We start from the raw sequence: 26455 nt of genomic DNA, 5'->3' as shown, positions 1-26455 counted from the left end.
TGCGTAAGTGAGTGGAAAGGGTTTTATGTGAAGAAGAAATGTGCTATCTTAAGCGATATTCATGGTAATTTAGAAGCGTTCAATGCCGTTTTACAAGATATTGAGAAGAAAAAGATAGATCGTATAATGATTCTTGGAGATACGGTTGGTTATGGCCCCAATCCTAAAGAATGCTGGGAAAAAGCAAATAAAATCGCAGACCTTTTGTTAATTGGAAATCACGAATATGAAGTTCTAAGTCCTGGCGATGAGTTAATGAATCCTGTTGCACGAGAAGCTATTCGTTGGACAGGAAAGCAATTACAGAATGTTCCTTCTTGGAAAAAATTAAAACAAGATTTCAAGAAAAAAGGAGCGAAGAAACTTTCTTCAAAAAAAGATAAAGACACTCTTTTTGTTCATGCCTCGCCAAGAAACTCAATCATGGAATATGTTTGCCCAGAAGACGAACACTTGTTCTTGGCTTTCAATCGCCAAATAGATAATCTACTCATGACTTTTCTTGCACAATTTACAGAAAATCACTGTTTTTGTGGACATACTCATGTTCCTGCCATACTTACTTCATATCATAACAGCATTATTTTCAAAAACGTTCATACTTGGAATACGAAAGCGACTTTTATTGGCCCAAAGACTATTTTTTTTGTGCCAAGTAAAAAAACAATTGTCCGCAATATTAAAAATAAAAAAATGATTATAAACCCTGGTAGTGTAGGACAACCTAGAGATGGAAGTCGTCGAGCATCTTATGCTATTTACGATGAAAACAATATAACTTTTCTTCGTATCAACTACGACTGGAAAAAAACGCAAAAAAAGCTTCACGCAACATCAATGAAAAAAGATGTGAAAAATTTTCTAGCAGATCGCCTAAGTCGCGGTTATTAAATAGAGAGGAACAATATGACTATTCGACGCCCTTTTAATCTTTACAAATGGATTGACGATAACAAAGATCTTTTAAAGCCACCAGTGTGTAACAAAAATTTATATGTTGAATCTGGCGACTATATTGTAATGATTGTTGGCGGACCTAACGCTCGCAAAGATTTTCATTATAATGAAACCGAAGAATTGTTTTTTCAAATCAAAGGAGACATTACCGTTGCCATACAAGAAGATGGCAAACGAGTGGACATTCCTATCCGTGAAGGCGAAATGTTTCTTCTTCCTGCCAAAATACCTCACTCTCCGATTCGTCCGGCGGACACTGTTGGTTTAGTGATTGAATATAAACGTCAACCAGATCATAAAGATGGTTTATTGTGGTTTGCAGATGAATCAAACGAAAAACTGTACGAAGAGTATTTTCATCTTACCAACATAGAAAAAGATTTTATTCCAGTAATGAAAAGATTTTACTCCTCTGAAAAATTACGCACCTGCCCAAAAACAGGAAAAATAATGGAAATAGACGAGCGCTTTGTTTAAATCAAAAATGGCATAGAGATATATTTCATAAAAATTACATTTCTGTATTAAAACTCGAAGTTTTACAACAAAAGAACTTGTAGAATAGATTTTCTTTATAACAGTGCGATGTAGGGGCGGTCTTGTGCCGCCCGTAGTACAAATACAAATGAATAACATTTGCCATTTTTTGTGCCCAAAAAAATCCGACACTTAAACAGGGCGTGTCATCATTCAATACAGATAAAAATATAACGGATTCATTTAATGATACGCCAGTAGTATTGAGCCCGAGCCCGTTTGCGAGCCCGCGCCCGAAAACTTTTTGAGAGCGACAGAAAATGATTTATTGGTTCAATACTAGTTTTTTGCGATGGAAAAAGAAACTTTGCTTCTTTGATAAATTGTTAGTGAAAGTTTCGGAAACGGGCTCGCAAACGGGCTCGGGCTCGAAAAAACACACAATATTTTGAATGATGACACGCCCTACTCTAATTAAAATGAATTTTAAGTACAGCACTTTTTTCGGGTCTAAGATTTGTATGATCCTCAATTTCTATTTGCCACTTTTTATCATCTTTTTGCACTTTCTCTTCAACATTACTTCCTGCCGGGTATTTTGTAGAAAAGAACGTTGGATTAGATGATAGCTTCACAAAACTAATAGGCTTTGCTTTACTAAGTTGTATTTCTTCTGAATGTATAAGTTTTTGTACTGCAAATGTTTTTTTCCCCAGGGGCCACTTTATTATCATTTTTTCTGGAACACGTAAAGTTTCTATTTCTAAATTAACATTATAAACATCGTTATATGCTTGTTTATCATTAACTAGATATAATTTAAAAAGGTGATGTTCGTGACTATATGTTGCAGAAATGCTTTTTGAATGCATTTTGTTTAATAATTTTTCTTTAGCTTTCCGTAATTCCTTTAGCTGTTTATATCGTTGCCGCTCCTTGTGAATACGTTTTAAAGATAACTGCCCACTACCTTGCCAAGTTAATTTACATTTGAGTACATTTGTTGACAGGTAAGAAAACTCAATTTCTAAAGCAACACTTGCATCATAGTGAATCTTTGCAATCTTTATAGTAGTAAAGTTTTGTAGTTTTTGTACTTGCTGAGAATGGAGAACTGTGATAAAGAATAGAAGACAAATTTTTTTCATATTTCTTTCCTTAGATAAACGAATTTCCCAATTATTATCATAATACTAAATAAAACCGTTTGTTTGTCAAAATGTTCGTTTTATAAAAAAGAAATGAAACTGAAATGAAGAAAGTCAAATACGCAAAATGTCATTTTGTGGCTTTTTCTAAAAGGGACCATGTTTCAAAAGACGCTCTTCTTATAGATGTAAGTAGTTATAGTGAAGAACCTTATTGTCAGTTCAGTCCTTTTTATGTTCATAATGATATCCCTATTCCTAAAAAGCCAGGAGAATACAGTGATACTGTTGAAGGAATTTGGCAAGGCCTTAAGGTTATTCGTAAAAAAATAGCTCCGCGTTATTTTCGTGGTCCAGGAAAAAAACGCGGTGGGAAACCAGAGGGGCACAAGTACGGAGGTAAACTTCTTTCTATAGTAGAAGCTCGCTATAAAATCTACAAAATTTCTTATGATTGGGTTTTAGAAAACAAAATAGAACAAGTAATATATCGCGATATTCTTGACAATGCCAAAAAAGGTATTCCGCAATATTTTCACGATATGGAGAACAATGGAGACATTAACAATCCTAGTTCTCCTCTTGCTCACGCAAGTTTGTTAGTGCAATATATAAATATTTTAATTAAAAAAGAGTTACGCAAGGAATGTTGACATGTGGATTGCTGGTGAAGAAGACTTAAAAAAATTGAAAGCTGTAGGTAAAGCTGTTTCCACTACATTAAAAACTATGAGTAAGCACCTATCGCCGGGTATTACTACAAAAGAACTAGATGAAATTGGACGTCAAACACTAGAAGGTTTTGGGGCTATATCTGCTCCCAAAAAATGCTATGACTTTCCTGGCTACACCTGCATCAGTATTAATGAGCAAGTAGCCCACGGCATTCCAAGTGATCGACGTTTACAAAAAGGAGATATGGTAAACATAGACGTTTCTGCTGAATTAAATGGTTTTTACGCAGACACTGGCGCTACATTCCCTGTTGAAGTTGATAATGAACGACTACAACTCTTGTGTAAAACTACAAAAAATGTTCTTAACGAAGCTATTTCGAAAATAAAAGCTAACCAGAAAATAGAGATGCTGAAAAAAATATATTCGCGTGGTGCAAAAAAACATAATTTTTCTATTATTCATAATTTATGTGGTCATGGTTTAGGAAGAAAGCTTCACGAAGAACCAACTTATGTTCCTGATTTTTCTAGAGAAAATGATAAGCGCAAGTTTACTGAAGGAATGGTTGTTGCCATTGAACCGTTTCTTTCAACAGGCTGTACTTGGGTTGAGTTAGCAAGTGATGGTTGGAGTTTATGTACACCAAAAGGTTACTTTACCGCCCAATTTGAGCATACAATTGTAGTTACTAAAAACGGCACAATTGTGATTACAGCCTAATCGAAAATCGCGTGGAAGTATTATTTTTCTATGATAGGGAGTAGTTCGATTGAATCAATATGTGATCCTAGAGAATCGACAATACCAGCATCAACAAAAGATAATGTTGTTCCTTGGGAGCGACAAATAAATTCAAACTGGTGAATAGTCCATTTGTAAGATGATGGTTTTGTTAATTCGAAGAAAACTTTCTTATTTACTAATACTTTAACTCCATTTGAGTTTAGCGGACTGTCTTTTCGGGCTCGAAAAGCAAATTTAACTAGATATTTTTGCCCTTTATTAAGTCGTAAATGCTGAGAAATTTGACGAACACCAAAACCATCACTGTCTAGTTCAAGGCATTTTTTTCCATGGTGTGGATAAGCATACTTTGTATATCCAATCATAATTTCTATTGGACCGTTTCCTCTCCAGAATGGAAATAGAAAACCACGAGGATATGTAATACTGCCTAGACTATTCACTTCGGGGGTTTCAAAACTACCATTTTTAATTAAGTTTTTTCCAAAAGATAATTTTTTAGGAATGATTTCTTTTTCTTTAGTTTTTACTTTTTTATTTTGCCATTTTGCTGTTAGTTTTTCTTGCGCTTTTTCAGTTTGCTGTTTTACTGTTCGTTTTTTTTGCGCTTTTTCAGTTTGTTGTTTTGCTGTTAGTTTTGCTTGTGCTTTTACAGTTTGTTGTTTTGCTATTCGTTTTTCTTCAATTTTTCCAGTTTGTCTTTTTGTTGTTAGTTTTTCTTGCGCTTTTTCAGTTTGCTGTTTTGCTGTTAGTTTTTCTTCTGTTTTTTCAGTTTGAAATGATTGACTCATAAAGAAAAAAAACAAGATTACTACCGAAAAACTAGAAATCAAAATAGCTGAACTTGTGTTTAACGATTTCCTTTTTCTTCTGTTTTTTAGACGCGCTTTTTTCTTAATTTGTCTTGTTTTTGAAGATAACGCTACGCTTGTTTTTGCAACTTTAGAAATCGGTGCAATCGCAATTTTTTTAGGATTGACAAACTTTTCTAATTCGAATACCATTTCTGAAGTACTGTTATAACGTTCGCTAGGAACTTTTTCCATCGCTTTTAAGATAATCTGTTCTAACATTTTCGGAATATCATTATTGATTTCAGATGGAGGAGTTGGCTGTTCTCTTACAATCTTTAGCATTAAACTAGCAATCGGTCCAGTAAAAGGAAGTTGGCCTGTGGTCGCCTCATATAAAATTACTCCTAAACTATATATATCGCTAAGAGTAGTAACACCATTGATATCCCCTGTTGCTTGTTCAGGAGACATATATGCTGGAGTACCTAAAAACATTCCAGGTTGAGTGAGTCTAGTGCCATCTAATTCTTCGGTAAAAGCAGCCCCAAAATCCATAACTATAGGGGTTTTATCTGATTTTAGCATAATGTTTTCAGGTTTTAAATCGCGATGGATGACATCCTTACTATGAGCATAAGATATACCGTTGGCAACATTTATCAATATATTCACTGAGTCTTTTAGACTGATATCCCCAGATTTGAGCCAAGCCTCAAGAGTTTTTCCTTCGATCAAATCCATAGTAAAGTAAGGATTTTTGTGTTTTCCGTAGTCAAAGATTTTGATTATATTAGAGTGGTCAAGTTTTTGCATTATTTTTATTTCACGAATAAAACGCTGTACTTGGTTTTGATCCTTACATGAACGAATTATTTTTAGTGCAAGTGTTTTTTCTCGGTGTTTATCAAAAACTTTATATACTTCTCCTGTTGTTCCCTTTCCAAGTTGCTCCTGTAATAAAAAACGATTAGCAAAACATTTTTTGTTGTCATTAGTATCCATAATATCTCTCAGTTGTGTTTACTGTTATATTTGTTTAATTGGTCGGTGAATGACTAAAATGTTTACAGATTTTTTTTATTAAGGCATGTCGTTGATCAAAATTATCGGGTTCTGACCGATCTTTGTAATATTGCTGAAGGCAATGGTAAATTTACCGGGTATCCTCTGGGTGCAGATAAGCTCGATTCTATCATATTGCTCGTGGCTCTGCCTGTGCAGCTATTCTTGATACATATTATCCAAGTTCTTGATTTTCAACAATGGCAAGATGGAAAACTTTTGTTAACTCGTATTGTTTCTATGCTCTCCAAAATATTATAACTATTCGGTTACGATAATGACAACGATTACGGTCAAGGTCACGTCTTTTATTTGAATGAGGACACGCCTTACGCTCTTCAATTAAAATGATACTTTAACTTACCGCTATAGAACAGAAACACCTGTTATTTTTCTAGACAGAGAGAAATATTAACGCATCTTATGAAACTCGTCCAACGTATATAAGTGGTTTTCATTCATACGTTCAAAAAACATTTTACCATGTAAATGATCGTATTCATGTTGAAAGACACGTGCTACAAATCCACTGTAATCAGCAAAAACTTCTTCATTGTAGCGATCTCTATATTGAACATATATATTTTTACTACGAGGAACTTCGCCGCGCTTGTCTGGTATACTTAAGCAGCCTTCCCAATCGCAAATCTTCTCTGGGCTATACTCAATAATAGTGGGATTAATAACGGTGGTTATTGGAAAAATTGGTGCATAAGGGTAGCGAGGATTTGGGTGTGACATTAGTATAAAAATACTTAAACTATAACCAATTTGTGGTGCGGCTATTCCCATTCCTTTTGACAATTGGCATGTATAAATCATGTTGTCAATTAAAGTTTGTATTTTTTTATCTTGAATATTTGGAACAGCTACCGCTTTTTGTTTTAAAACAGAATGCGGATAATGGTATATTCTCAATTTTTTCATTGAGAATTTTTTTCAGAAAGTCGTAAACACTCGCGTATTCTTTTTGTGGATACCGCAAAACCAATACTATTTGCTTTTCCTACTACATAGGTATTCATTCCTACCATAAATCCTTCTTGAGTGAGAAGCGGTCCACCAGAATTCCCCGGATTTATTGGTGTGTCAGTTTGAATACTATTTCCGCGAATTGCGCTTACAGTACCACTCGTTAGTGACCACTTATAACCGCGAGGGTGCCCTATTGCATAAACCGTTTCACCTATTTTAACTTTTTCCCCTAAAGGCATAATATATTCAGGGCTTATTTCATGAGGGAATTCAATGAAAGCGATATCTATTTCTTCATCATCGTAGCGATCTATAACACGCAAACGATAAGATTTTTCATTTCTGAGAGTCACAATGACAACTTCTTGTCCTTTGACTACGTGGGCATTTGTGACAATGAGGAGATGATTGTCGTGTTTAATAATTACGCCACTTCCAAGTAGTATATCAGCTTTTATCATGACAACACATTGAACGCGTTGATTATATATTTGTTCGCCAAGGTTGTTTGGCTTTGCAACAGAGAAGATTTCACGTTTTACAAAATTACGCACTTGAGGCATAAATATATACATTGCTAAAATAAGTGCCAAAAAAGCTAAGCACGAAGATTTAATTATTGATGTTTTGCGATTGTATTTAACTAAAAATTCAACATCTCGAAACAAATCTTCTGGTTGCGAACATCTTGCTTCTGGTTCTTTAGAAAGTAGACGAGAAATAAACTTTTGAATATTTCTTGGAGTCTTTGGAGCAATTTTTTTTAGCGGATATGCAATTCGTTTTTTAAAATTTTGGCGATTCGTCGTTTCGAAAGGAGAATAACTGCTCAAACAAAAATACAATACCGCTCCAAGGGAGAAGCAGTCGCAAGTAAAACTGAGTTTTCCCTTTTCTGTAAGTTCAGGAGCGCAATAATCATAAGAGCGAACTTCAATACCATAAGTGTGGCCTTTATTTGATTCAACTGCTCGAATTAAATTAAAATCGCAAAGTTTTACTTTGTGTTCACCAATCATAATATTTTGCGGGGAAATATCACGGTGTACTAAATTTTTTGACCAAATATGCTTTAGAGCAGAAGTTAGATCTTCTGCGATTTTTAATGTACTTTCTTCAGTAAGAGGTCCATTTCCACGAACATATTGATCTAATTGTATTCCATGAAAATATTCCATAACTAAATAATAAATATTTAAAATTTGCCCCGATTCAATGGCAGTGATAATATTTGGGTGTTGTAGTTGACCAAGGGCTTTTACTTGTCGTTGAAAATGCTCGATGTGTTTTTCCGATCTTGGTTGCAATAATTTTATTGCCACAAGACGATTGCCCATATTTTTTTGTTTGGCTTTGTAAACAACTCCAAAACGGCCAACACCTATTTTACCAACAACAGTGTAATTTTTAAAAATAGAGGCATTTTCATCTATTTGCGAAAACTCTTCTTTTCCAAAGCCGTAATCGTCAGCAAGAATCTTCGTTATGTTTTTTTCACCGTGGTAGGTTGTTTCATATGAAGATTTTGCTTTTACACACAAATGATTTTGTAATTGTTCTTTTGAAAACATTCTTATTCGTTGATCTGGGGCACTCATTTCACACTCATCTTAAAATCGTAGTAAAGTTTCAAAGCGTAACATGAAAACACTTTGATCGCCGTCAGCGCCTAGTTCATCAAAAGCATCTTTAAAGAAAGTTGAATTGAATAGTATGCCTGCTGCAAGAACAAATGTAAGATCACTACTATATTCCCAAACAAGACGTAAATCAATTTCTTCTCCTATATGACCACTAGAGCCCGTTGTATCTATAGCTTCAAAGTGCGCATACAGAATTTCGAGACGCATTTCTTCACTTGTTAGAGGTTTTAAACTAATGCCAGACTGAAATTTAATTGCCCAATAGTTTGAGTCAATATCTAAGCCGTAGTCGTTTTCTTCTACGATTAAAGTACTATCAATATCTTCGTAGGTTACTAGATCACTGTTTTTATCACGGTCAGGATCATCGTCATCACCAGATACATACCATACAGAAACATCAACAAACGGTTTCCAATCGCTTTTTTCGTATGAAAATCTTGTTCCTAGATAACCACCAAAAGCTAAATGTGCTTGGTTTTTGTTAGAAAAAGCGGGTGCAATGTTTTTGCGATCTAGAACGCCAAACTGAAATAATGTTTCTCCGTAAAGTTCAATGAGGTAAACATCTGGCTTTTCGCTGAGAAAATAATCAAAACCAAAACCAACAGACCATATCGGTTGGTTATTATCTCCAAAGATTGCCGCAATCATAACATTAAAAAAACGTACAAGTAGTGCTTCAGACTCATCTTCGTTGATAACTGTTTTTGAGAAATCTAGATCAAGATTAATTCCGGCAATAGATTGGTCTTGGCGTAAAAATCCGTTTTCTTGGGTGTTAAAATAAAAAGCTTCGATATCCGCTTGAAATATTTGACTTAATTGTAGAGCTTCGCTTGCTTGCCATCTGTAAACAAATCCACGTGCGTTGATATCTTGGCCATCTTCGTCAACATTGGGGTCACCGTCGTTAAATGGTGATTCTGATTCTCCTAGGTCAAGAAAAAAGGCATCGCCATTTGCACGTAGAGCGTAACGTTTAGGAATAATACCTATCTGAAGCATTGTATTTGAAAATCCAAAGTCACTAATATTTAAATATGCTCGTTCTATTTCGAATACAAAAGCATTTTCTTCAGCGCGGTTTGTAATAAATAAGTTACCTGATTTATTATTGAGAAGCCCTGTATTTAATTGAGTAGCAACGCGTACTTCATTGTGTAATTCGATAACAGCTTCGATGTTGTTAGAGAAAAAGATATCTAAACGTAAAGTCAAACGCGGGTCGAAAAAATCACCGTCTAAATTAGTTGTGTTATCAGCTAAGACAGCATCTGCAAATAAATCTTCGCGAAAAACATAAGAAAACCCTAAAGTACCAGAGATCATTATGTTGCGGACATCGCGATCTTCATTGATAATTACACCTCCACCGCCATAATCATCATCTTCGGAATCATAGTAGTTTTCTTGTGGTTCATTTTGCGGTGAAGAATACTCTTCTTGTTTGTTACTTTTAGTTTTTTCTTGTGTTTTTTCTTGTTCAGAAGGTTCTTCTTTTGGAAAAAAATCTTCTTTTTCTTTCGAAGGAACTTCTTCTTCTGAACGAAGTTCCTCTTCCTCTTCTGGGAAAAAGCCTTCTTCTTCTGAACGAAGTTCCTCTTCCTCTTCTGGAAAAAAGCCTTCTTCTTCAGAGAGAATCTCATCTTCTTCTGGAGGGAAAAAATCTCCTTCTTCTTCAGAGCGAATCTCATCTTCTTCTGGAGGAAAAAAGTCATCTTCTTGCGCAAACAGCGAACATGTAACAACATGAGTAAATATAAAAATTAGTATAAATATTCTCATTACAAATCCTTACAGATTATTAAGTGCAGACTCCATTGACTTTTTCATTTTTGCAGGAGTTTGGTAGCGTTTATTAATGCTATGGTGCATTGATTTATTTACGATATCAATAACTTCTCTTGAAAGGCCGCTTACTAAGTTCTCGATAGGTTCAGGTTGTTCGTTAATTTTTGCTTTTAAAATATCTAGCGCACCTTTTATATTCGCGTATGGAGGTTGGCCGCTTAACATATGGTAAATTGTTGCTCCTAAAGCATATATGTCAGCACGGTGGTCAGCTTCTTTTGCATTCCGAATTTGTTCTGGGGCCATATAGTAAGCTGTTCCCATCATTTGTCCTGGTTGTGTTAGTCCTTTTTCCTCTAGTATTTTTCCTAAGCCGAAATCCGCCAGTTTTACTTTGCGATTACGCCTATCTATCATAATATTTGCTGGCTTTAAGTCGCGGTGAATAATCTTTTGTTTTAACGCATGCTCTAAAGCAAGGGCAACTGCTATTGCTATTTTTAAAGTATGCCGTGACTGCAATTGTTTGCGATTTCTCAATACTTCTTCTAAACTTTCCCCCTCGATATACTCCATTACAATATATGGGCGACCGTTGTAACTGTCTACATCAAAGATGCCTACGATGTTTGGATGTTCTAATCGCGAGTGAACACGTGCTTCTTGTTTAAATCTCTCTGCTGCCTGAGAATCTTTTTCCATCTGTGAACTGAGTAACTTGATGGCAGCATAATTCTTTACACCGATGTGCTGTGCTAGATATATTTCACCCATTGAGCCACTATTTACCGGTTTTATAATGTGGTAGTCGCCTATTCTTTCAAGGGAATTTTTAGGAAGAGAAAACTTTTTAATAGGTTGTGTAGGTGCTCTTTTTTTGGTATTAGGTTCCTTGTTCATTTTTTCACAACGAGTTTTTGTTTCTTCTATAGCGCGACTTATTTCATGGGTGTTTTGTTTGTTTAGAACATTAGGCGATTCTTGTTTTATAGACTGAACAGGTATTCTTTTTGCAGTGTGAGACCTAGGTTTCCTAGGATTAGAACCCGTTTTCGTAAATCTTTTACTAGTATTTGTCTGATTTTTTAAATCGCTATCAACCCAATTTACAATGTTGCACTCGCAACGGTTACAAACAAGTTGTAGCTGTCCCGCGAAATTTGACAATGTAATTGTCAATTGTATCTGACAAATAGGGCAATTGATAATTTTATGAATATTAACGGACACTGTTGATCCTCGGACTTTCTAAAAAAACTCATAGAGTTAGGGCGTGTCGATGCGTCCTAAGCAAGTTGCAAAAAGTTTTGGCGCGTTTAAAAGTGAGTTATAAAAATTTTTCAGGCACGTTTAAAATTCATGTAGTTCGAGTACCAAAACAAGAAAAACCGGAGTTGGTATTACGCAATTTAAAATTTTGATAGGCTATTATGTCCAAAGATAATTATGTTAAAAAAAATGGTTACTTAATAACTTGGTTCTTTTAGAATACCATTGTGTGTTTTTAAAGTGCCTTACTATTTCCGAAATATCTCATAACTATAAAAACTTTAGATATTGATACCTATAGATCGTGAATAATTCCATACAGCATCTTCTTGAGCGCGTGTTTCTATTGATTCTGGGCGTAAATAGCGTATTTCGCGAATAGCTTCTTCCGGTTGCATACCTTCTTTCGTAAGATAACAAGCAAGCATGGTACCTGTTCTTCCGATACCAGCGTGACAATGCACAACAACATGTTTTTTATTACTTAGCATTTTATCTACGAAGTTTACAAAAATTTCTATCTGAGTTAAGGAAGGCGCAGAAAAATCCTTAACCGCAATATGGAGATATTCCATATCATATTGTTTTAATACCTTTTTATTCAAAGGGTATTCCATCAACGATACAATGGCTTTTATATTGTTTTGCAATAAAAACTCAAAGTCATCTTTTATAGAATTTTTTTTGCCTGGTAATCCCATTCCTGCTAATATTTGGGGAATTACAAAGCTAAATCCGTTACGATGCTCCATTAGTTTACTCACTATAAAATTCTTTTTAGATTTATTCTATACATATTAAGCATTTTTGCTGAGATTTTCAAGCATTATACGATGATGAGTAATAAAATTATGATTAGGGTGCGTTATCAATTAGCCATAGTGTAGTTGCGATTGTGACCAAATATTCTAGATATTTCTTGCAAAATATTTGTGGTTTATTTGAGTTGCGATTATGGCTACGATCGCGGTTAGAGCTAGGAACACGGTCAAAACCATATGTTTTCAAGCTGTAAGTTTTAGTTGATGAAATGTCTTAACTTGAGTGTGGTTTAGTTTTTAAGAGACTAAGACAATGATTACTCAATTTCACTTAATTCATCGTAGAATTGTATGCGAAAGTCGCTATTTTTCATATTAAATATCGTATTACGATGCGGGCCGCATATTTCTGTATAACTGCAGTTTCGGCATTTTTGAGAATTAGGGGTGGCAGCAAAGAAGCCTTTTTCGACTCCATGACAAACTAAGTAACAAATTTTTTGTAGTTTATCGTATGTGTCTTGCCAAGTATCATAACTGAAGTTTACTTGTTTGTAATCACCTGTTTCGCGAATAAAGCGATGTTCAACATGTGTGGGAGTATATTTTTGTTGAACAAGAGCAAGTAGTTCTGTTGGAAGTTGGAGTTGAGTTCCTCCATAAAAGCAATTGTTTTTGTATTTGTGAGTGTCTTTTAAATGATACTGAATTCCGTAATCCCCCTCTGTTGCTGTATTTACTTGGTCTATTTTTCCACTAAAACAAACTGTGTGGTTGATATCAACCGTTACTGAAATTTTTTTTGCCTCTTTGTAAGAAATAAAAAAATCTTTTGTATTTTCGTTAAGCGCAAGGAAAATATACTTCTCTATAGTGTTTACTAAACGAATTTTTTCAATTTCAAATATCATTGGGTATTTGAAGTCTCTCTCTTGTACTGTTTGTTCAAAACATTTGTTGATAATTTTGCGAATATTATCTTTGCTAGAGTCTTGTATCTTTCTTATTGATCGAAGTAGAATATTTTTTTTCTGCCAGTTAGATAAATTCATATTGTTATTCGTATTTTTTGTTGTGACTCTCAAAAAGTGTTTTACGAAAAATTGATATGGGCAATGAGCATATGTTTCTAGAAAATGAGCAGGAACTTCTGCCATTTTACTTGGGCATCTGTCATTGAGAAAAAATTCTATTTGTTCTGTCGAAAAAACACCATCGTATTCAGTAAAAATTTCTTTTTGCCATTTCTCACTTAAGGCATTTATCAATTTTTTCCATTGTGGATGAACAGCATGAAGCACACTAAGTGCTCCGGCATCATTTTGGGTAGTTGCTTGAGTGTGTAGTGATAAATCGTACTCTAGTAGAGTATGTTTTTGATTGCGTGGGATCTTGTATAAAAATTGCGAACGGTGAATTTCGTAGAATTCTCCTTGCTCGAACTTGATTATCAAGTTTAAGAATGAACATGGCTGAAGTTCTTTGCCAATAAAAAAGTCCTTACGCGGATAAGAAAAAATGATTTCGTTAGTTGAGTCAAAAAGCAAACAGAGTAAAAGTTTTTCTTTTTCTAATTTACTCGGTAAGGAAAAATTATGGTCTTCTTGAATTTGAGTGAGTTCATCATCGTTAAAAATGGTGCGTACGTTTTGTACAGAAGGAAAATGATTGTTCGTTGCGCCTAAAACGGCAAGAATTTGGCTATTTGTTCCCACAAAACTTTGCCAATCGTTTATTTGGGTGTCGGAAAAACTATTACTTGGTATTTTTGGTAAGGGGAGAGACAACATTTTTTTAGCGTTATTGTGGTTTACTTCAATAAAATCAACTTGAGAAACAATGCGTACCAAGCGGTAGTCGATACCAACATTGCTAATTCGAGAGATAATGCGACTTAGGATGGCAATATAATCGCGATAGTTGTCTTTTTGCAACAATTGCAAATTCGCTTCCACTAAATAATCGATAATACTATTGACTATGATTGATTGTGGAGAATCTAACTCTTCCTCTAAAAACTCATCACTAAAAAATCGTTCGAATTGTTCAAAAATATTATCAAAAGTATCTTTGGTAAAATTTTGGTAACAAAAATGGCGATGGTGTATTAGATTGCGCAACGCTTCTTTTGAAAAGTTGTGTATAAAGACATCTAATACCGTAACAATAATACTATCTTTTTCACAGAATAATTCATTATCGAAAGAAAGATTTAAATCGTTGAGTGTATTGCAGAGCCCGTTTAAATATAGTTCGTTTGCAGGAATAGCGAAGTTCATTTGTTGTAATTTGGTTGTTTGCGGTATATCGTATAGTTCTTCTACTTCATTTTTGAACATCGTGATATGTATTCCAGAGCTGTCTTGGGAAAAAAAATTACAAACTAAACTACTTCGTTCAATATTTTCTGCCTGATATACCTCAAAACCGTTTTGATAGTGCCATTTAATGATAGATTGAGTGTAGTTATAAAAAGGAAATGAGCGAAAAGGTATGTAGCAAAAAATTTGTGGATGTTTTTGAAGATAAGTTCGCCAAGTATATTCACAAGCACTATGTTCATAAAACCCGTAGAGACAAATGCCAGAAAAGGATAAAAAATATTCTGTTTGAAGGAGGATTGCTTTTTCAAAGTCCACTAAATTTTTCTTGTCGAGAAGTTCTTCATAAGCAGAGTAAATCGCTGAAAAGTCTTGCATTTTTTTTTGGTTTTGTTTTTGTGAAAATTCGTGAAAAGTAACAGAGCTTATGTTGTTTTTTTTCAAAAAAATAAGTGTTTCAGTAACAGTGACGGTAACAGTTTGTGGATCAATTTGCGTAAAATAATTATCTTTTGGTAAATGAATGAGAACATCTTCCACAATAATATTTTGCATACTTCGTGGAAGATAAAAAAAATTCTCAGGATAAGCTAAAACTGATTGTTCAATAAATTCTTCAAGTGTAAAATACCTTATATTTACAGTATTGCCAATATTTTGAAGTATATATTTTTCTAAGTAGTTTTTTAGCGAGATACTTTGAACAATCACTGCAACTGGAGATAATGGATTACTGTCTTGACGTCCTTTGAGTAGTTTACTTAAAGAATGTTCTAGGCAGCGATAAGAACCGAGAACTAATTTTCTCATGCTTTGTGTTTTTCATGACAATGATGGCATTTTACCCATCCAGAGTCACCATCTACATAATGTTCTTTTTTCCAAATGGGAACGCGCAATTTAAATTCATCAATGATATACTCACAGGCTAAAAAAGCTGGACCTCTGTGGATTGAATTAACACCTATCCAAACAGCAATTTTTCCTATATCAAGACTTCCTACTCTATGTACACAGTGTGCATCCAAAATAGAAAATTTCTGCTTTGCTTCTTCTAATATTTGTTTTGCTTCTTTTATTGCAAGAGAAGGATAAGCTTCATACTCTAGTTTCGTTACTTTTTTGCCTAAGTTATGGTTCCGAACCCATCCCTCAAAAGAAACATATCCTCCTGCTTTTTCATTATGGAGTGCTTCTTGCAATCTAAAAGGTTGTATATTTTCTTCTGACAGTTTAAACATTGTACTTATCCTCCCGTAACAGGAGGAATAAAAACAACCTTGTCGTTTACCTGCAAAAGATAATCCCAGTCCACAAAATCGTCGTTTATCGCGGGCTTTACATTCTCTATTGACAGTGTGAAACCATATTTTTTTTGCAACTCTAAATATAATTCGCGTGGAGTTGTTGATAAAGTGGTTGTATTTTCTTGTTTACAGCCTCTTTCTTCTCTCAAGATAGCATAGTATTCAACTTCAATGTTTTTCATTGTTTTCTCTCTTAAAATCCCTTTTGCCACCTTTTTTGTTCATCAATCGAGTACTCTGAATAACAATATCGTGGGACAAACCTTTACACATATCATATATAGTAAGCGCAGCGATAGTCGCTCCTGTCAATGCTTCCATTTCAACGCCTGTTTTACCTGACGTTGCTACATAACAATCAACAACAAGTTTATCACCTATAAATTCGATTTCAATATCACAATTCTCTAAAGAAATCGGGTGGCAAAGTGGTATGAGTTCGCTGGTCTTTTTGGTGGCCATTATTCCGGCAATGATAGCGATTTGGGTAACAGAACCTTTTGCGGTTTTCAAATCGCCATCGCAAAATAAATCACAGATCTTTGTAGGCAATACAATAACACTTTGCGCGTGTGCTGTGCGCTTACTAGAACTTTTGGCTGTTATATCGACCATTTGCGGTTGATTATTTTTATTTAAATGAGAAAGCATGTGTAAAACCTAATAAAGTTTTTCAATTTCTTGTGCATATTTATCTATAACTACCTTGCGCTTAACTTTCATAGTTGGAGTTAATTCTCCTGTTTCTACAGAGAATGGGCGCGGAAGAATATAGAATTTTTTGATTGTTTGGTACTTTGCTAAACTAGCATTGACATCTTTTTCAATTTTGTCTTCTACATATTTTACAAAAGTAGCATTTTCAACTAGTTCAGATAGTGACTCGTATTGCACTCCAAGCTTTTTAGCTACTTCAGATATATTTTCTTCGTTTACTGTAAGTACAGCAGTAAGATACTTGCGGCGATCTCCCACAACGACAGCACTACCAATACCACTAATAGATTGTAGTGATTGCTCTATAGGTTGCGGTGCTACGTTTTTTCCACCTGCAGTTATGATTAGGTTTTTCTTACGGTCAGTAATAACTAAATTACCTTCTTCGTCAAGTCTACCGATGTCCCCAGTATGTAGCCATCCACCTTCCCATAATTCCTTGGTGTTTTCTTCGTCGTTTAGATACCCACATGACATATTTGGACCTTGGACTAGTATTTCACCATCATCAGCTATACGTAGCTTTAACTCGGGAAATGTTTGCCCTACAGTACCAAAGCGAGGTTTTATAGGAATGGTTGTTGATATAAGACCAGAGGTTTCACTCATGCCGTAAACTTCAAAAAGAGTAATTCCTATCGAAGCGAAAAATTTTTGTGTTTCTAGACTAATCGGAGCTGCTCCAGTTACTGCTACTTCTATACGATCAAAGCCAAGGCGTTCTTTTACTTTAGAAATGACAAGTTTATTGGCAAGTTTCCGCGAAAAAGTATTGATTTCTTTACCTTGGTTTACACCTTTTTCAAAGCATTGCCATTCTACTTTTCTAGCCCAATTCAATAACGATTTTTTGAATGAGCTTGCTTTACTAAACTGTTTTTCAACAGCATCTGCAAATTTTTCCCACACACGTGGTACACCTAAAAACACATTTGGGCGCGCTTCGATAAGGTAATCTTTGATCTCTTTCATATCAGGACATAAATAAACTTCACCACCTGTTTGCAGTTGTGCTGCGTTGGTAATAATTTGTTCTGCTATATGAGAGAGAGGTAGGTAGGATACAACTCTTGTAAAATTTAAAGTAAATCGTTTTGTTGCGATGAGGCCGGTGGTATGCATATTGTTATGACTAATGATTACCGCTTTTGGTTGACCTGTCGTACCAGAAGTATAGATTAAGAGCATTGATTTTTCTTGGTCTAGATTTTGTGCGCGTTTCTGGCGCTCTTCTTCGTGTTTGTCTGTACCAAGTGCCATAAATTCATCAAAAGTTAATGTCCATTCTTTATCTCGATCAGCAAAGTCGCGCAGGACAATCACTTTTTCTAAATCTAAATTTTCACGCTCTTTGATTAATTTTTTATATTGGGTTTCATCTTCAATAAAAACAAAACGCGACTTAGAGTGATTTAAAATATAGGCCACTTGGTCTGCGTTAGATGTCACATAAATAGGGGCTGGTACCCCTCCTGCTCCTACAATTCCAAATTGCGAAAACAAAAATTCTTTGCAATTGTGAGCAATGATAGCGACACATTCATCCGTTTCATGTCCTAAAGCGATAAGTGATCTAGAACAATTATCTACTTTATCTTTGTATTCTTTCCACGATGTTTTTTTCCACTCCCCACCTACTTTATTAAACAAAGCAGGCCTATCAGGCTTTTTTTCTGCCCAATAATTTATTTGTTCATTTGCGATTACTTTATCCATATAGTAAACTCACTTAAAACTTTTGTCAGGTCACTTACAAATTTGTTATTAACGGTTGTATTTTATAGTATAATATTCTAACCTAACTACAGGTACATTTGCAAATTAGTTTTGGGGAAATGATGCATTTTAAAGACAAAATAGTCAATGGTATTTACAACAAGACAATAGCGCTTTCGTATGGAATGCCTGGATATTCACTGAGAAAGAAATATTGGACAACTCAATTTCCGGAAGATCTTAGTGACAAAGTGTACGTTGTTACAGGTGCAAGTTCAGGTATTGGTAAAGAAATTGCTTTTAAATTAGCCGCGCGAAAAGCACGTGTTATTATCGTTTGTCGTAATCTTGAACGTGGAAAACAAGTACAAGATTATTTACTAAAGACGACGCAAAATAGAAATATTATGTTAGAAATGGCAGACCTTTCCGATATTGGTTCTATAGAACGACTGGCTTACCGATTTTGTAACTGGTATCCTCAAATTGATACTATAATACATAATGCTGGGGTAATGCTTCATCACCACGAAATGACAAATGACCAAATTGAGTGTACTTTTGCAACTAATGTTGTTGGTCCGTTTCTATTAACCATGCGTATATTACCTTTGTTACAAAAATCAAAGGATGCGCGCATTATCCAGGTAACATCTGGCGGTATGTATACTCAAAAAATTAATGTAGCCAGTTTAGAAAAAGGCGCTAAGGATTACGATGGGGTGAAAACTTACGCGCAAACAAAAAGAGCGCAAGTGATATTAAATTCTCTATGGGCAAACTCACTAAAAAAACGAGAGATTAACGTGAACTGTATGCATCCTGGCTGGGTACAAACTCCTGGCATAAAAAAATCATTACCGCGATTTTCCAAGATATTTAATAAAATTTTGCGTTCTCCTGAAGCGGGAGCTGATACGGCTGTGTGGCTAGCCACTTCTGATAAAATGACACAAACAGGAAAGCTTTGGTTTGATCGAGAATGCAAACCGGAACATGTACTTTCTCGTACACGAGAAAATAAAGAAGATGCTCAAGAACTATGGAGTTTACTTAAAAAATTGACGAAATATATAGACTAGCAATTAGGGTACTTCAGAGCGTACTCAGATAGAAATGAATAACAATTAAGTAAAGGATCGTTACATGAAAGCTGCACAAAAAGCACAGGATAAAAACAGTAATATTTATAAATTGCGCCACTCATTAGCGCATATAATGGCGCAAGCTGTTTTAGAAATACGTCCAAACGCAAAGCTTGGTTTTGGCCCTCCTGTAGACAACGGATTTTACTATGACTTTGATTTTGGCGAAGAATCAATTAGTAGTAGTGACTTCAAGGATATAGAAAAACGCATGAAAAAAATTGTGAAGCAAAAACAGACGTTTGAAGCTTCACAGAAGTCTTTAGAGGAAGCAATTAAATTTTTAGAAGAGACTAACCAAAATTATAAAATTGAGTTTGCTAAAGAACTTGTAGAAAATGGAAAAGCAGAAAATGGGCAGTTGGATTTTTACACAAATGGTCCCTTTACTGACATGTGCGAAGGTTTTCACTTAGAAGACACAGGTAAAGTTCCTAAGGCTTCTTTTAAGTTAGATAAGATAGCTGGAAGTTACTGGCGCGGAGATGAGAAGCGTCCAACTCTAACGCGCATATATGGTTTGGCGTTTGAGAGCGTAGAAGAACTAAAAGATTATGTAAAGCGTAGAGAACTAGCCAAACAAAGAGATCATCGTAAACTAGGTGCAGAGCTTGATTTGTTTGTTCTTGATGAAGAAGTGGGTGTTGGTTTACCATTATGGTTACCTAACGGAACTATTATTCGCGATGAGTTAGAGAAATGGGCTCATGAAATAGAATTTAAGGCCGGATATCAAAGAGTTTCGACACCATGCATTACTCGTTCAAACCTTTACTTTCGATCAGGGCATTTACCTTATTATACAGAGGGTATGTTTCCTCCTATGACGATTGATGATCACGATGAATATTACCTGCGTCCGATGAACTGCCCACATCACCATAAATTATATGCAGCAAGGCCACGCAGTTATCGAGATTTACCAATACGTTTGTCGGAATATGGGGATGTCTTTCGTTATGAGAAGCATGGTTCTCTTGCTGGTATTCTTCGCGTTCGTGCCATGAGCATGAATGATGCTCATATTTACTGTGAGAGAGACCAAGTAAAAGAAGAGTTTACTGAAGTAATGAAAATGTATCGCTTTTACTATGATCATTTACGATTAGGAAATTTTCGCGTGCGTCTTTCTCTACACGATAAGGACAGTGAAAAGTTTGTTGATAGCGAAGAACAGTGGCAAGAAAGCGAAAATATTGTTCGCGAAGTACTTAAAGAAAATAATATTGATTTCGATGAAGAAGTTGGTGAGGCAGCATTTTACGGACCAAAAGTTGATATTCAACTGAGTAATGTCATGGGACGAGAAGAGACAGTTTCCACATGTCAGTTAGATTTTCTTATGCCAGATCGCTTTGATCTAGTATACACAGACAGTAACGGAGAATCAAAACGACCTTTCATTTTACATCGCGCTCCTTTAAGTACTCATGAGAGAATGATCGCATTTCTAATTGAATTGTATGGTGGAGCGTTTCCTACATGGTTATCTCCTGTACAAACTCTAATTATACCAGTTAATGACACTGTTCACGAGTATGCCAAACAAATAGAGCAACGCTTATTTGATAACATGGTTCGCGTAGAATTAGATTTAGGCGGAGAAACATTTAACAAAAAAATTCGCAGAGGTATTACTCGTAAAATACCAAATATTTGGATTATAGGTAATAGCGAAATGGACGAACAAGCAATCACTTGGCGCAGATATTGTGTAAAAGACCAAGTAAAAATAGGTCTTGATAAAGCATGTGATAATCTCATCAATTGGCGAGATAAGCGTGTAATGGATAATTTTGAGGATGTTAAAATTAGCGAGTAACTTGTATAAGTTGCAAATATGTAAATCAAGTAAGTAATCAGCCAAAATAGTGACTTAAGTGAGTTACTCTCTTGTTGGCTACTAGTACTACAGATGCTTTTGATTTCTTCTTAGAGGTGTGGCGGAAATAATTTATTAAGCTATTTTCCGCCGCGCCCCTTAGTATGGTAAATATTATGATTATTCAAAGACATGAGTTAGCTTTTGCAAGGCGCATTGTTCGCCAAGGATTGATTAGTGGTGAACAAATGCTTGAATGCATAAAATTTTTGCGTGGCAGTAAAAATTTATCGCTTAAAGAAATATTGCTTCGTAAAGGATATGTCAACGAAGAAGCAATTGAAAAAATAGAAAATTCATTTCTTGCAAATGAGGTTAGTAAAATTAAAGAAGGTGAAACTACTTTAGGTAGTTATCTACTTCTTAAAAAATTAGGCGAAGGAGCAATGGGGTGTGTTTATAAAGCGAAACATACAAAAGGTGGGCGTGTTGTTGCTTTAAAAATATTGGACCAAGAACTAGCTGAAGATCCTGGATTTATCGCGCGGTTCGTGCGTGAAGCTAAAAACGCAGCGAAACTGAAAAAGCACCCAAATATTGTGGAAGCTTATGATATAGGCGAATACCAAGGTAAGTTTTATTTTGCAATGGAACTTGTCGAAGGCTGCTCTCTTGCTCATATTGTATACAGCAAAGGTAAAATATCAGAAAAGCAAGCTCTTATTATTTGCCGCCAAATAGCTTCTGCTTTAGAGCATGCGCATCGTTTTTCTATTGTTCATCGCGATGTAAAACCAGAAAATATTTTATATTCGCAGGAAGGTATTGTTAAACTTTGCGATTTAGGTTTAGCAAAAGATTTATCGCAAGATATTTATCACACTGCAGGTATTACTGTTGGTACGGCTTGTTACGCTTCACCAGAACAAGGGAGTAAGAATATTGACATACGCACGGACATATATTCCTTAGGTGTGTGTCTTTATCAAATGCTAACCGCAAATTTGCCTACTGAAAATCGCCATTTTACAATAGGTAGTGATATTTCGGAAAACACTAGTTTATTAATAAGAAAAATGACCGCTATAAATCGCAAAGAGCGTTACCAAACTCCTACAGAATTACTTCAGGATTTAAAATCTATTTTACAAGGTCAGAAGCTAAAGTTTGATGAAAGCTTTTCTGGAGAAGAGCAAGAACAAGATCCGTACCGAAAATCGCAAATTGTTTTAACGAGAAAAAAGCACCATTTTCGATTAAACACTCAGCATAAAATGTTGATTGGTAGTGGTGGATTAATAGTTTTATGGCTAATATTAAGGCATTTTTTATGATCAAGTATCTATTTGTAGTTGTGTTCCTCGTTTCTTGCGCAAATGATAGGGTTTTTGAACCTGGTCCTGGACAAGAAATCCCTTCGTCTGATCCTGTATGGATAGAGAGTGGAGCAAAAGGCTCTAGTCAGAAGTTAGCGATAAATAAGGCGTGGCGTAATGCAATGAAAGAATTTGTAAAAACTAACATGTCGCGCGATTTGTATAGACGAAACATTGGCAAAATAGAGAGCTATATTATCGAAAACTGGCGCAGTTATACTTTGGGAGACCCGCAAACCCCGCAAATTATAAAGCGCTATCATAATCGTAAGATACGTATTCGCGCACATATTCGTGGCGAAATTATCTACGACATACAACGTGAATTGCATTAATTTAGGGTCTAACATGTTGGATGATCGCACAGAACTGTGGTTGAAAAGAATCCATTATTTAGGTTTGGTTAGCTTTTCTTTGCCACTAATAACAATTATGTTTTCTTTTTGCTCTAACTACTATTGCATTAATTTAGGATAATAATATGTTGCATGATCGCACAGAACTGTGGTTAAAAAGAATTCACTATTTAGGTTTCATTGGTTTTTCTTTGCCACTAATAACAATTGTGTTTTCTTTTTGCTCTAATTATTCAAGAATGAGAGCTTCATTTTTTGGAATATGGGAGTTTCTAATTCTAGCGCTACTAGTTTTCAGTGTATGGTCTTTTTGGCAACTAAAATTCAAAAATAATACTGCTTTATTGGCCTGCAAAATTTTATTGTTTCTTCTTTTAGCTATGCAAGTTTTTATGCTATACACAATCGTTTCGAAAATTTCGCTTTCGTTTGTTTTTTCAAATTTTCAAACTTTTACTCAAATAGCAAACGCGGTGACCACAAGTCTATTTATTATGTCAGTTTTTTGGGTTATGTGGAGATTTTTACTGCCACTCGATTTTCAAGACGAATACCCGGATGAATACGCAATAGATTTGCGTGCATATGGTATCGGAATATTCGCTTCTTTATCTTTTGTTTGTGCATCGCTAAATCATCTGCAAATAGATCCTTCGGTAACAGGTTATCGAATAAGTATATCTAGCGGTGGTATTGTCATGTATGGTTTTTTGGGCTGGCGTATATTTCATTTCATACTACTTATTTTAGCTGCTTTTCTTGCTGTTTTTTCTATTTTTCGAAGAACTGAGTGGGCAGGTAATACATGCGTAGCCTTAAAGCTTTTATTTTTGGCGATGTTTCCTTTTGTTACCTACACTATTTTTAGTAGCAAAATAAATAGCGATTTGTCTTCAAAATTTATGATGTTTACAATGTTTACATTTATCTTAGTTGGGCTTGTTGTTTTTTTTCATTGGCTCTGTAACAGTTTTATTTTTATTTATAATGAAGAACACAGAGAAGAAGAACATGGTGAGAAAGAACAAAGCGAAGAAGGATAATTGTGATTGTAAACCTATACAATAAAAAAGCGCATTGTTAAAAACAATGCGCTTTTTTGTTGGAAATAAATAGCAGTAGATCGCTATTTTGATAACACTAAAAATTATTTGTTATCTTTTTCTCTTTGCTTTTCAATGATTTCTTCAGCGATATTTTGTGGAACACTATCGTATTTATCAAATACCATTGTAAATGCTGCACGTCCTTGGGTTGCGTTTCTTAACTCACTGGTGTAACCAAATAAGTTTGCCAGAGGAACCTTTGCTTTAATAAGTTGTGCAGATCCTTGTGTTCCCATTTCAACAATCTGACCACGTTTACTACAAACGTGACTAGTAATGCTACCTGCATATTGTTCAGGGGTAACAACCGCTACATTCATCACCGGCTCTAGTATTTCTGGTTTTGCTCTACGCAAAGCGGCTTTAAATGCAATGCTTGCACATGTTCTGAATGCCATTTCTGAAGAATCGACATCATGGTAAGAACCATCGAGTAAAGTAAACTTGATATTAACAACTTGAAATCCAGCGTACGAACCTTTTTTCAATGCGTCTATTACACCCTTTTCAACCGATGGGATGTATTCGCGTGGAATTCTACCTTGAGTAACTTTGTTTACAAATACAAACTCTTCTTCTTCTTCCTCACCACAAGGCTCAATCTTAAACACAATGTGAGCGTATTGACCTTTACCACCACTTTGCTTAACGTATTTTTCGTTTGCTTCGATTTCTTTGCGAATTGTTTCGCGGTAAGCTACTTGTGGTGCGCCAGCTTCTACTTCTAATCCAAATTCTCTCTTCATACGATCAAGAAGAATTTCTAAGTGTAGTTCTCCCATCCCAGAGATGATAGTTTCATTTGTTTCGTGATCTAGTTGCACTGTGAATGTCGGATCTTCTTCTGCCAGTTTGTGTAGAGCTTTCATTGTTTTTTCTTGCTCAATACGATTCTTCATAATAATAGCCATACTCAAAACAGGCTTTGGAAAATCGATTGCTTCAAGTAAAATCGGATGATCTTCACTACAGACAGTGTCACCAGTAACAGTCTCACCTAAACCAATAACCGCACCAATATCACCACAATCGAGTTTCTCTACGATTTCTTGGCGATTTGCGTGCATTTTTACAAGACGACCAACGCGTTGCTTTTTATCTTTTGTCGAGTTGTAAATATAAGAACCAGACTCTAATGTTCCTGAGTATATACGAACATAGGTTAGCTTCCCCATGTGCTTGTCAGTTACAACTTTAAAAGCAAGAGCAGACATTTTGTCTTCGTCTGCTGGAGTACGCTCAGCTTCTTCTTCGGTACGTGGTATAATACCTTTTACTGGCGGCATATCTATAGGGCTAGGTAAATAATAAACTACAGCGTCAAGTAGTCTTTGTACACCCTTGTTCTTAAAAGCACTACCACAAAGTACAGGAAAAATACTACGCTTTCGAGTAGCCTCGCGGATAGCTTCTCGCAATTCTTCTATTTCTATTTTTTCATCAGCACAAAATTTGTCGAGAAGTTCTTCATTTGTCTCACTTACACTTTCGAGTAAGTATTGTTTCCATTCTTTGTACTGTTCTTGTAATTCTTCTGGAATAGCTTCTTCGCGATACGTAGCGCCACTATCTTCTTCTTCATAGTATACAGCGCAATCTTCTACTAAGTCGATAAGACCTTCGAACTCATCTCCTGCTCCAATTGGAATAAAAAGCGGTACTGCAGCTGCTTTTAAATCTGTTTTTACTGCATCGAGTACTTTAAAAAAATCTGCTCCTGCGCGATCCATTTTATTGACAAATATAATAGAAGGAACATTATATTTTTCTGCTTGACGCCATACATTTTCTGATTGAGGCTCAACACCACCAACAGCGCAAAAAAGGCCAATCGCTCCATCAAGAACTCGTAAACTTCTTTCCACTTCGACTGTAAAGTCAACGTGTCCAGGCGTATCGATTAAGTTTATTGTATGATCGCGCCACATGGTAGTTGTCGCAGCACTGGTTATGGTAATACCGCGTTCTTGCTCTTGCTCCATCCAGTCCATTGTCGCATCACCATCGTGTACTTCCCCTATTTTGTGCGACTTTCCTGTATAAAAAAGTATTCGCTCGGAAGTAGTCGTTTTACCTGCGTCGATATGAGCCATAATACCAATATTACGTGTGGACTCTAAAGAAGTTTTCTTTGTCATGAGAGATTACCTTAATAGTTTTATTTAATACATAATTAACTCAGATATTTTTATAAACCGCATTTGTGTAATAAAGTTTGCAAAAAAAAAATAACTAGCCTTAAAATTAGCATAATACTAATAGATTTCATTTGGAGTTATTAGGGTAG

Annotated in this window: 22 protein-coding genes; 9 read left to right on the top strand and 13 right to left on the bottom strand. The window is 35.3% G+C overall.

Annotated elements, in window-relative coordinates; genetic code table 11:
• Positions 1-27 precede the first annotated feature (27 nt).
• Together UABHE_RS11785 and UABHE_RS11780 are read left to right on the top strand one after the other, a co-directional pair.
• On the top strand, positions 28-891 hold the full coding sequence (locus UABHE_RS11785) for a metallophosphoesterase (protein WP_372370488.1): 864 nt from the start codon (positions 28-30) through the stop codon (positions 889-891).
• Positions 892-906: 15 nt separating this feature from the next.
• On the top strand, positions 907-1434 hold the full coding sequence (locus UABHE_RS11780; RefSeq protein ID WP_372370486.1) for a 3-hydroxyanthranilate 3,4-dioxygenase: 528 nt from the start codon (positions 907-909) through the stop codon (positions 1432-1434).
• Positions 1435-1904: 470 nt separating this feature from the next.
• On the opposite strand, the gene UABHE_RS11775 is transcribed toward UABHE_RS11780, so the two are convergent.
• Positions 1905-2582, bottom strand: a complete 678-nt coding sequence (locus tag UABHE_RS11775; RefSeq protein WP_372370485.1) for a hypothetical protein — start codon at positions 2580-2582, stop codon at positions 1905-1907.
• A 104-nt stretch (positions 2583-2686) separates the two neighbouring features.
• On the opposite strand from UABHE_RS11775, the gene UABHE_RS11770 reads away from it, so the two are divergent.
• Positions 2687-3235, top strand: a complete 549-nt coding sequence (locus UABHE_RS11770; protein ID WP_372370484.1) for a hypothetical protein — start codon at positions 2687-2689, stop codon at positions 3233-3235.
• Position 3236: 1 nt separating this feature from the next.
• Positions 3237-3980 (top strand): type I methionyl aminopeptidase, encoded by a 744-nt coding sequence (map, locus tag UABHE_RS11765; RefSeq protein ID WP_372370483.1) that lies wholly within the window; start codon positions 3237-3239, stop codon positions 3978-3980.
• Positions 3981-4000: 20 nt separating this feature from the next.
• Here map and UABHE_RS11760 read toward each other — a convergent pair whose 3' ends face one another.
• The 11 genes from UABHE_RS11760 to UABHE_RS11710 form a co-directional block, all read right to left on the bottom strand.
• Positions 4001-5800 (bottom strand): protein kinase, encoded by a 1800-nt coding sequence (locus UABHE_RS11760; protein ID WP_372370482.1) that lies wholly within the window; start codon positions 5798-5800, stop codon positions 4001-4003.
• 471 nt (positions 5801-6271) lie between these two features.
• The gene (def, locus tag UABHE_RS11755; RefSeq protein ID WP_372370481.1) at positions 6272-6787 is read right to left on the bottom strand and encodes a peptide deformylase; all 516 of its coding nucleotides are present in this window, start codon (positions 6785-6787) and stop codon (positions 6272-6274) included.
• Positions 6784-8433, bottom strand: coding sequence for a protein kinase (locus UABHE_RS11750; protein WP_372370480.1), 1650 nt, complete (start codon positions 8431-8433; stop codon positions 6784-6786). The genes def and UABHE_RS11750 overlap by 4 nt, the downstream gene beginning before the upstream one ends.
• Positions 8434-8445: 12 nt before the next feature.
• A complete protein-coding gene (locus tag UABHE_RS11745; protein WP_372370479.1) occupies positions 8446-10266 on the bottom strand; it encodes a hypothetical protein in 1821 nt (606 codons plus the stop codon).
• Between the two features lie 9 nt (positions 10267-10275).
• Complete coding sequence (locus tag UABHE_RS11740) at positions 10276-11502, bottom strand: serine/threonine protein kinase (RefSeq protein ID WP_372370478.1); 1227 nt, start codon at positions 11500-11502, stop codon at positions 10276-10278.
• Positions 11503-11822: 320 nt separating this feature from the next.
• The gene (locus tag UABHE_RS11735) at positions 11823-12305 is read right to left on the bottom strand and encodes a dual specificity protein phosphatase family protein (protein ID WP_372370477.1); all 483 of its coding nucleotides are present in this window, start codon (positions 12303-12305) and stop codon (positions 11823-11825) included.
• Positions 12306-12619: 314 nt separating this feature from the next.
• Positions 12620-15433, bottom strand: a complete 2814-nt coding sequence (locus UABHE_RS11730) for a PD-(D/E)XK nuclease family protein (protein ID WP_372370476.1) — start codon at positions 15431-15433, stop codon at positions 12620-12622.
• Complete coding sequence (locus UABHE_RS11725) at positions 15430-15864, bottom strand: molybdenum cofactor biosynthesis protein MoaE (RefSeq protein ID WP_372370475.1); 435 nt, start codon at positions 15862-15864, stop codon at positions 15430-15432. The genes UABHE_RS11730 and UABHE_RS11725 overlap by 4 nt, the downstream gene beginning before the upstream one ends.
• Positions 15865-15869: 5 nt before the next feature.
• The gene (locus UABHE_RS11720; RefSeq protein WP_372370474.1) at positions 15870-16112 is read right to left on the bottom strand and encodes a MoaD/ThiS family protein; all 243 of its coding nucleotides are present in this window, start codon (positions 16110-16112) and stop codon (positions 15870-15872) included.
• Positions 16099-16581, bottom strand: coding sequence for a cyclic pyranopterin monophosphate synthase MoaC (gene moaC / locus UABHE_RS11715; protein ID WP_372370473.1), 483 nt, complete (start codon positions 16579-16581; stop codon positions 16099-16101). The genes UABHE_RS11720 and moaC overlap by 14 nt, the downstream gene beginning before the upstream one ends.
• 9 nt (positions 16582-16590) lie before the next feature.
• Complete coding sequence (locus tag UABHE_RS11710) at positions 16591-18363, bottom strand: long-chain fatty acid--CoA ligase (protein WP_372370472.1); 1773 nt, start codon at positions 18361-18363, stop codon at positions 16591-16593.
• Positions 18364-18482: 119 nt separating this feature from the next.
• Between UABHE_RS11710 and UABHE_RS11705 the strand changes: the two genes are divergently transcribed.
• The 5 genes from UABHE_RS11705 (at position 18483) to UABHE_RS11685 (ending at position 24105) form a co-directional block, all read left to right on the top strand.
• The gene (locus UABHE_RS11705; RefSeq protein ID WP_372370471.1) at positions 18483-19445 is read left to right on the top strand and encodes an SDR family NAD(P)-dependent oxidoreductase; all 963 of its coding nucleotides are present in this window, start codon (positions 18483-18485) and stop codon (positions 19443-19445) included.
• A 64-nt stretch (positions 19446-19509) separates the two neighbouring features.
• Entirely contained in the window at positions 19510-21330 is a 1821-nt protein-coding gene (thrS, locus tag UABHE_RS11700; protein ID WP_372370470.1) for a threonine--tRNA ligase, read from the top strand.
• 176 nt (positions 21331-21506) lie between these two features.
• The gene (locus UABHE_RS11695) at positions 21507-22664 is read left to right on the top strand and encodes a protein kinase (protein ID WP_372370469.1); all 1158 of its coding nucleotides are present in this window, start codon (positions 21507-21509) and stop codon (positions 22662-22664) included.
• Positions 22661-23041 carry a hypothetical protein gene (locus tag UABHE_RS11690; protein ID WP_372370467.1) on the top strand — a complete coding sequence of 127 codons (381 nt, stop codon included), beginning with the start codon at positions 22661-22663 and terminating at the stop codon, positions 23039-23041. The genes UABHE_RS11695 and UABHE_RS11690 overlap by 4 nt, the downstream gene beginning before the upstream one ends.
• Before the next feature lie 146 nt (positions 23042-23187).
• Positions 23188-24105, top strand: coding sequence for a hypothetical protein (locus tag UABHE_RS11685; protein WP_372370466.1), 918 nt, complete (start codon positions 23188-23190; stop codon positions 24103-24105).
• A 104-nt stretch (positions 24106-24209) separates the two neighbouring features.
• On the opposite strand, the gene fusA is transcribed toward UABHE_RS11685, so the two are convergent.
• Entirely contained in the window at positions 24210-26306 is a 2097-nt protein-coding gene (gene fusA, locus UABHE_RS11680) for an elongation factor G (RefSeq protein ID WP_372370465.1), read from the bottom strand.
• Between the last annotated feature and the right edge of the window lie 149 nt (positions 26307-26455).

The sequence above is a fragment of the Candidatus Uabimicrobium helgolandensis genome (genome assembly GCF_041508025.1).
Lineage (GTDB): Bacteria > Planctomycetota > Uabimicrobiia > Uabimicrobiales > Uabimicrobiaceae > Uabimicrobium > Uabimicrobium helgolandensis.
The sequence above is the reverse complement of the archived record's forward strand: the minus strand, read 5'-3'. Positions and strand labels throughout refer to the sequence as shown.

Excerpts from the sequence above, each read along its gene's own strand:
- thrS (WP_372370470.1), top strand. The coding sequence starts at position 19,510 with ATGAAAGCTGCACAAAAAGCACAGGATAAAAACAGTAATATTTATAAA.
- def (WP_372370481.1), bottom strand. The coding sequence starts at position 6,787 with ATGAAAAAATTGAGAATATACCATTATCCGCATTCTGTTTTAAAACAA.
- UABHE_RS11745 (WP_372370479.1), bottom strand. The coding sequence starts at position 10,266 with ATGAGAATATTTATACTAATTTTTATATTTACTCATGTTGTTACATGT.
- UABHE_RS11780 (WP_372370486.1), top strand. The coding sequence starts at position 907 with ATGACTATTCGACGCCCTTTTAATCTTTACAAATGGATTGACGATAAC.
- UABHE_RS11750 (WP_372370480.1), bottom strand. The coding sequence starts at position 8,433 with ATGAGTGCCCCAGATCAACGAATAAGAATGTTTTCAAAAGAACAATTA.
- UABHE_RS11760 (WP_372370482.1), bottom strand. The coding sequence starts at position 5,800 with ATGGATACTAATGACAACAAAAAATGTTTTGCTAATCGTTTTTTATTA.
- UABHE_RS11725 (WP_372370475.1), bottom strand. The coding sequence starts at position 15,864 with ATGTTTAAACTGTCAGAAGAAAATATACAACCTTTTAGATTGCAAGAA.
- UABHE_RS11690 (WP_372370467.1), top strand. The coding sequence starts at position 22,661 with ATGATCAAGTATCTATTTGTAGTTGTGTTCCTCGTTTCTTGCGCAAAT.
- UABHE_RS11720 (WP_372370474.1), bottom strand. The coding sequence starts at position 16,112 with ATGAAAAACATTGAAGTTGAATACTATGCTATCTTGAGAGAAGAAAGA.
- UABHE_RS11775 (WP_372370485.1), bottom strand. The coding sequence starts at position 2,582 with ATGAAAAAAATTTGTCTTCTATTCTTTATCACAGTTCTCCATTCTCAG.
- moaC (WP_372370473.1), bottom strand. The coding sequence starts at position 16,581 with ATGCTTTCTCATTTAAATAAAAATAATCAACCGCAAATGGTCGATATA.
- UABHE_RS11695 (WP_372370469.1), top strand. The coding sequence starts at position 21,507 with ATGATTATTCAAAGACATGAGTTAGCTTTTGCAAGGCGCATTGTTCGC.
- UABHE_RS11730 (WP_372370476.1), bottom strand. The coding sequence starts at position 15,433 with ATGAGAAAATTAGTTCTCGGTTCTTATCGCTGCCTAGAACATTCTTTA.
- map (WP_372370483.1), top strand. The coding sequence starts at position 3,237 with ATGTGGATTGCTGGTGAAGAAGACTTAAAAAAATTGAAAGCTGTAGGT.
- UABHE_RS11705 (WP_372370471.1), top strand. The coding sequence starts at position 18,483 with ATGATGCATTTTAAAGACAAAATAGTCAATGGTATTTACAACAAGACA.
- UABHE_RS11685 (WP_372370466.1), top strand. The coding sequence starts at position 23,188 with ATGTTGCATGATCGCACAGAACTGTGGTTAAAAAGAATTCACTATTTA.
- fusA (WP_372370465.1), bottom strand. The coding sequence starts at position 26,306 with ATGACAAAGAAAACTTCTTTAGAGTCCACACGTAATATTGGTATTATG.
- UABHE_RS11710 (WP_372370472.1), bottom strand. The coding sequence starts at position 18,363 with ATGGATAAAGTAATCGCAAATGAACAAATAAATTATTGGGCAGAAAAA.
- UABHE_RS11770 (WP_372370484.1), top strand. The coding sequence starts at position 2,687 with ATGAAGAAAGTCAAATACGCAAAATGTCATTTTGTGGCTTTTTCTAAA.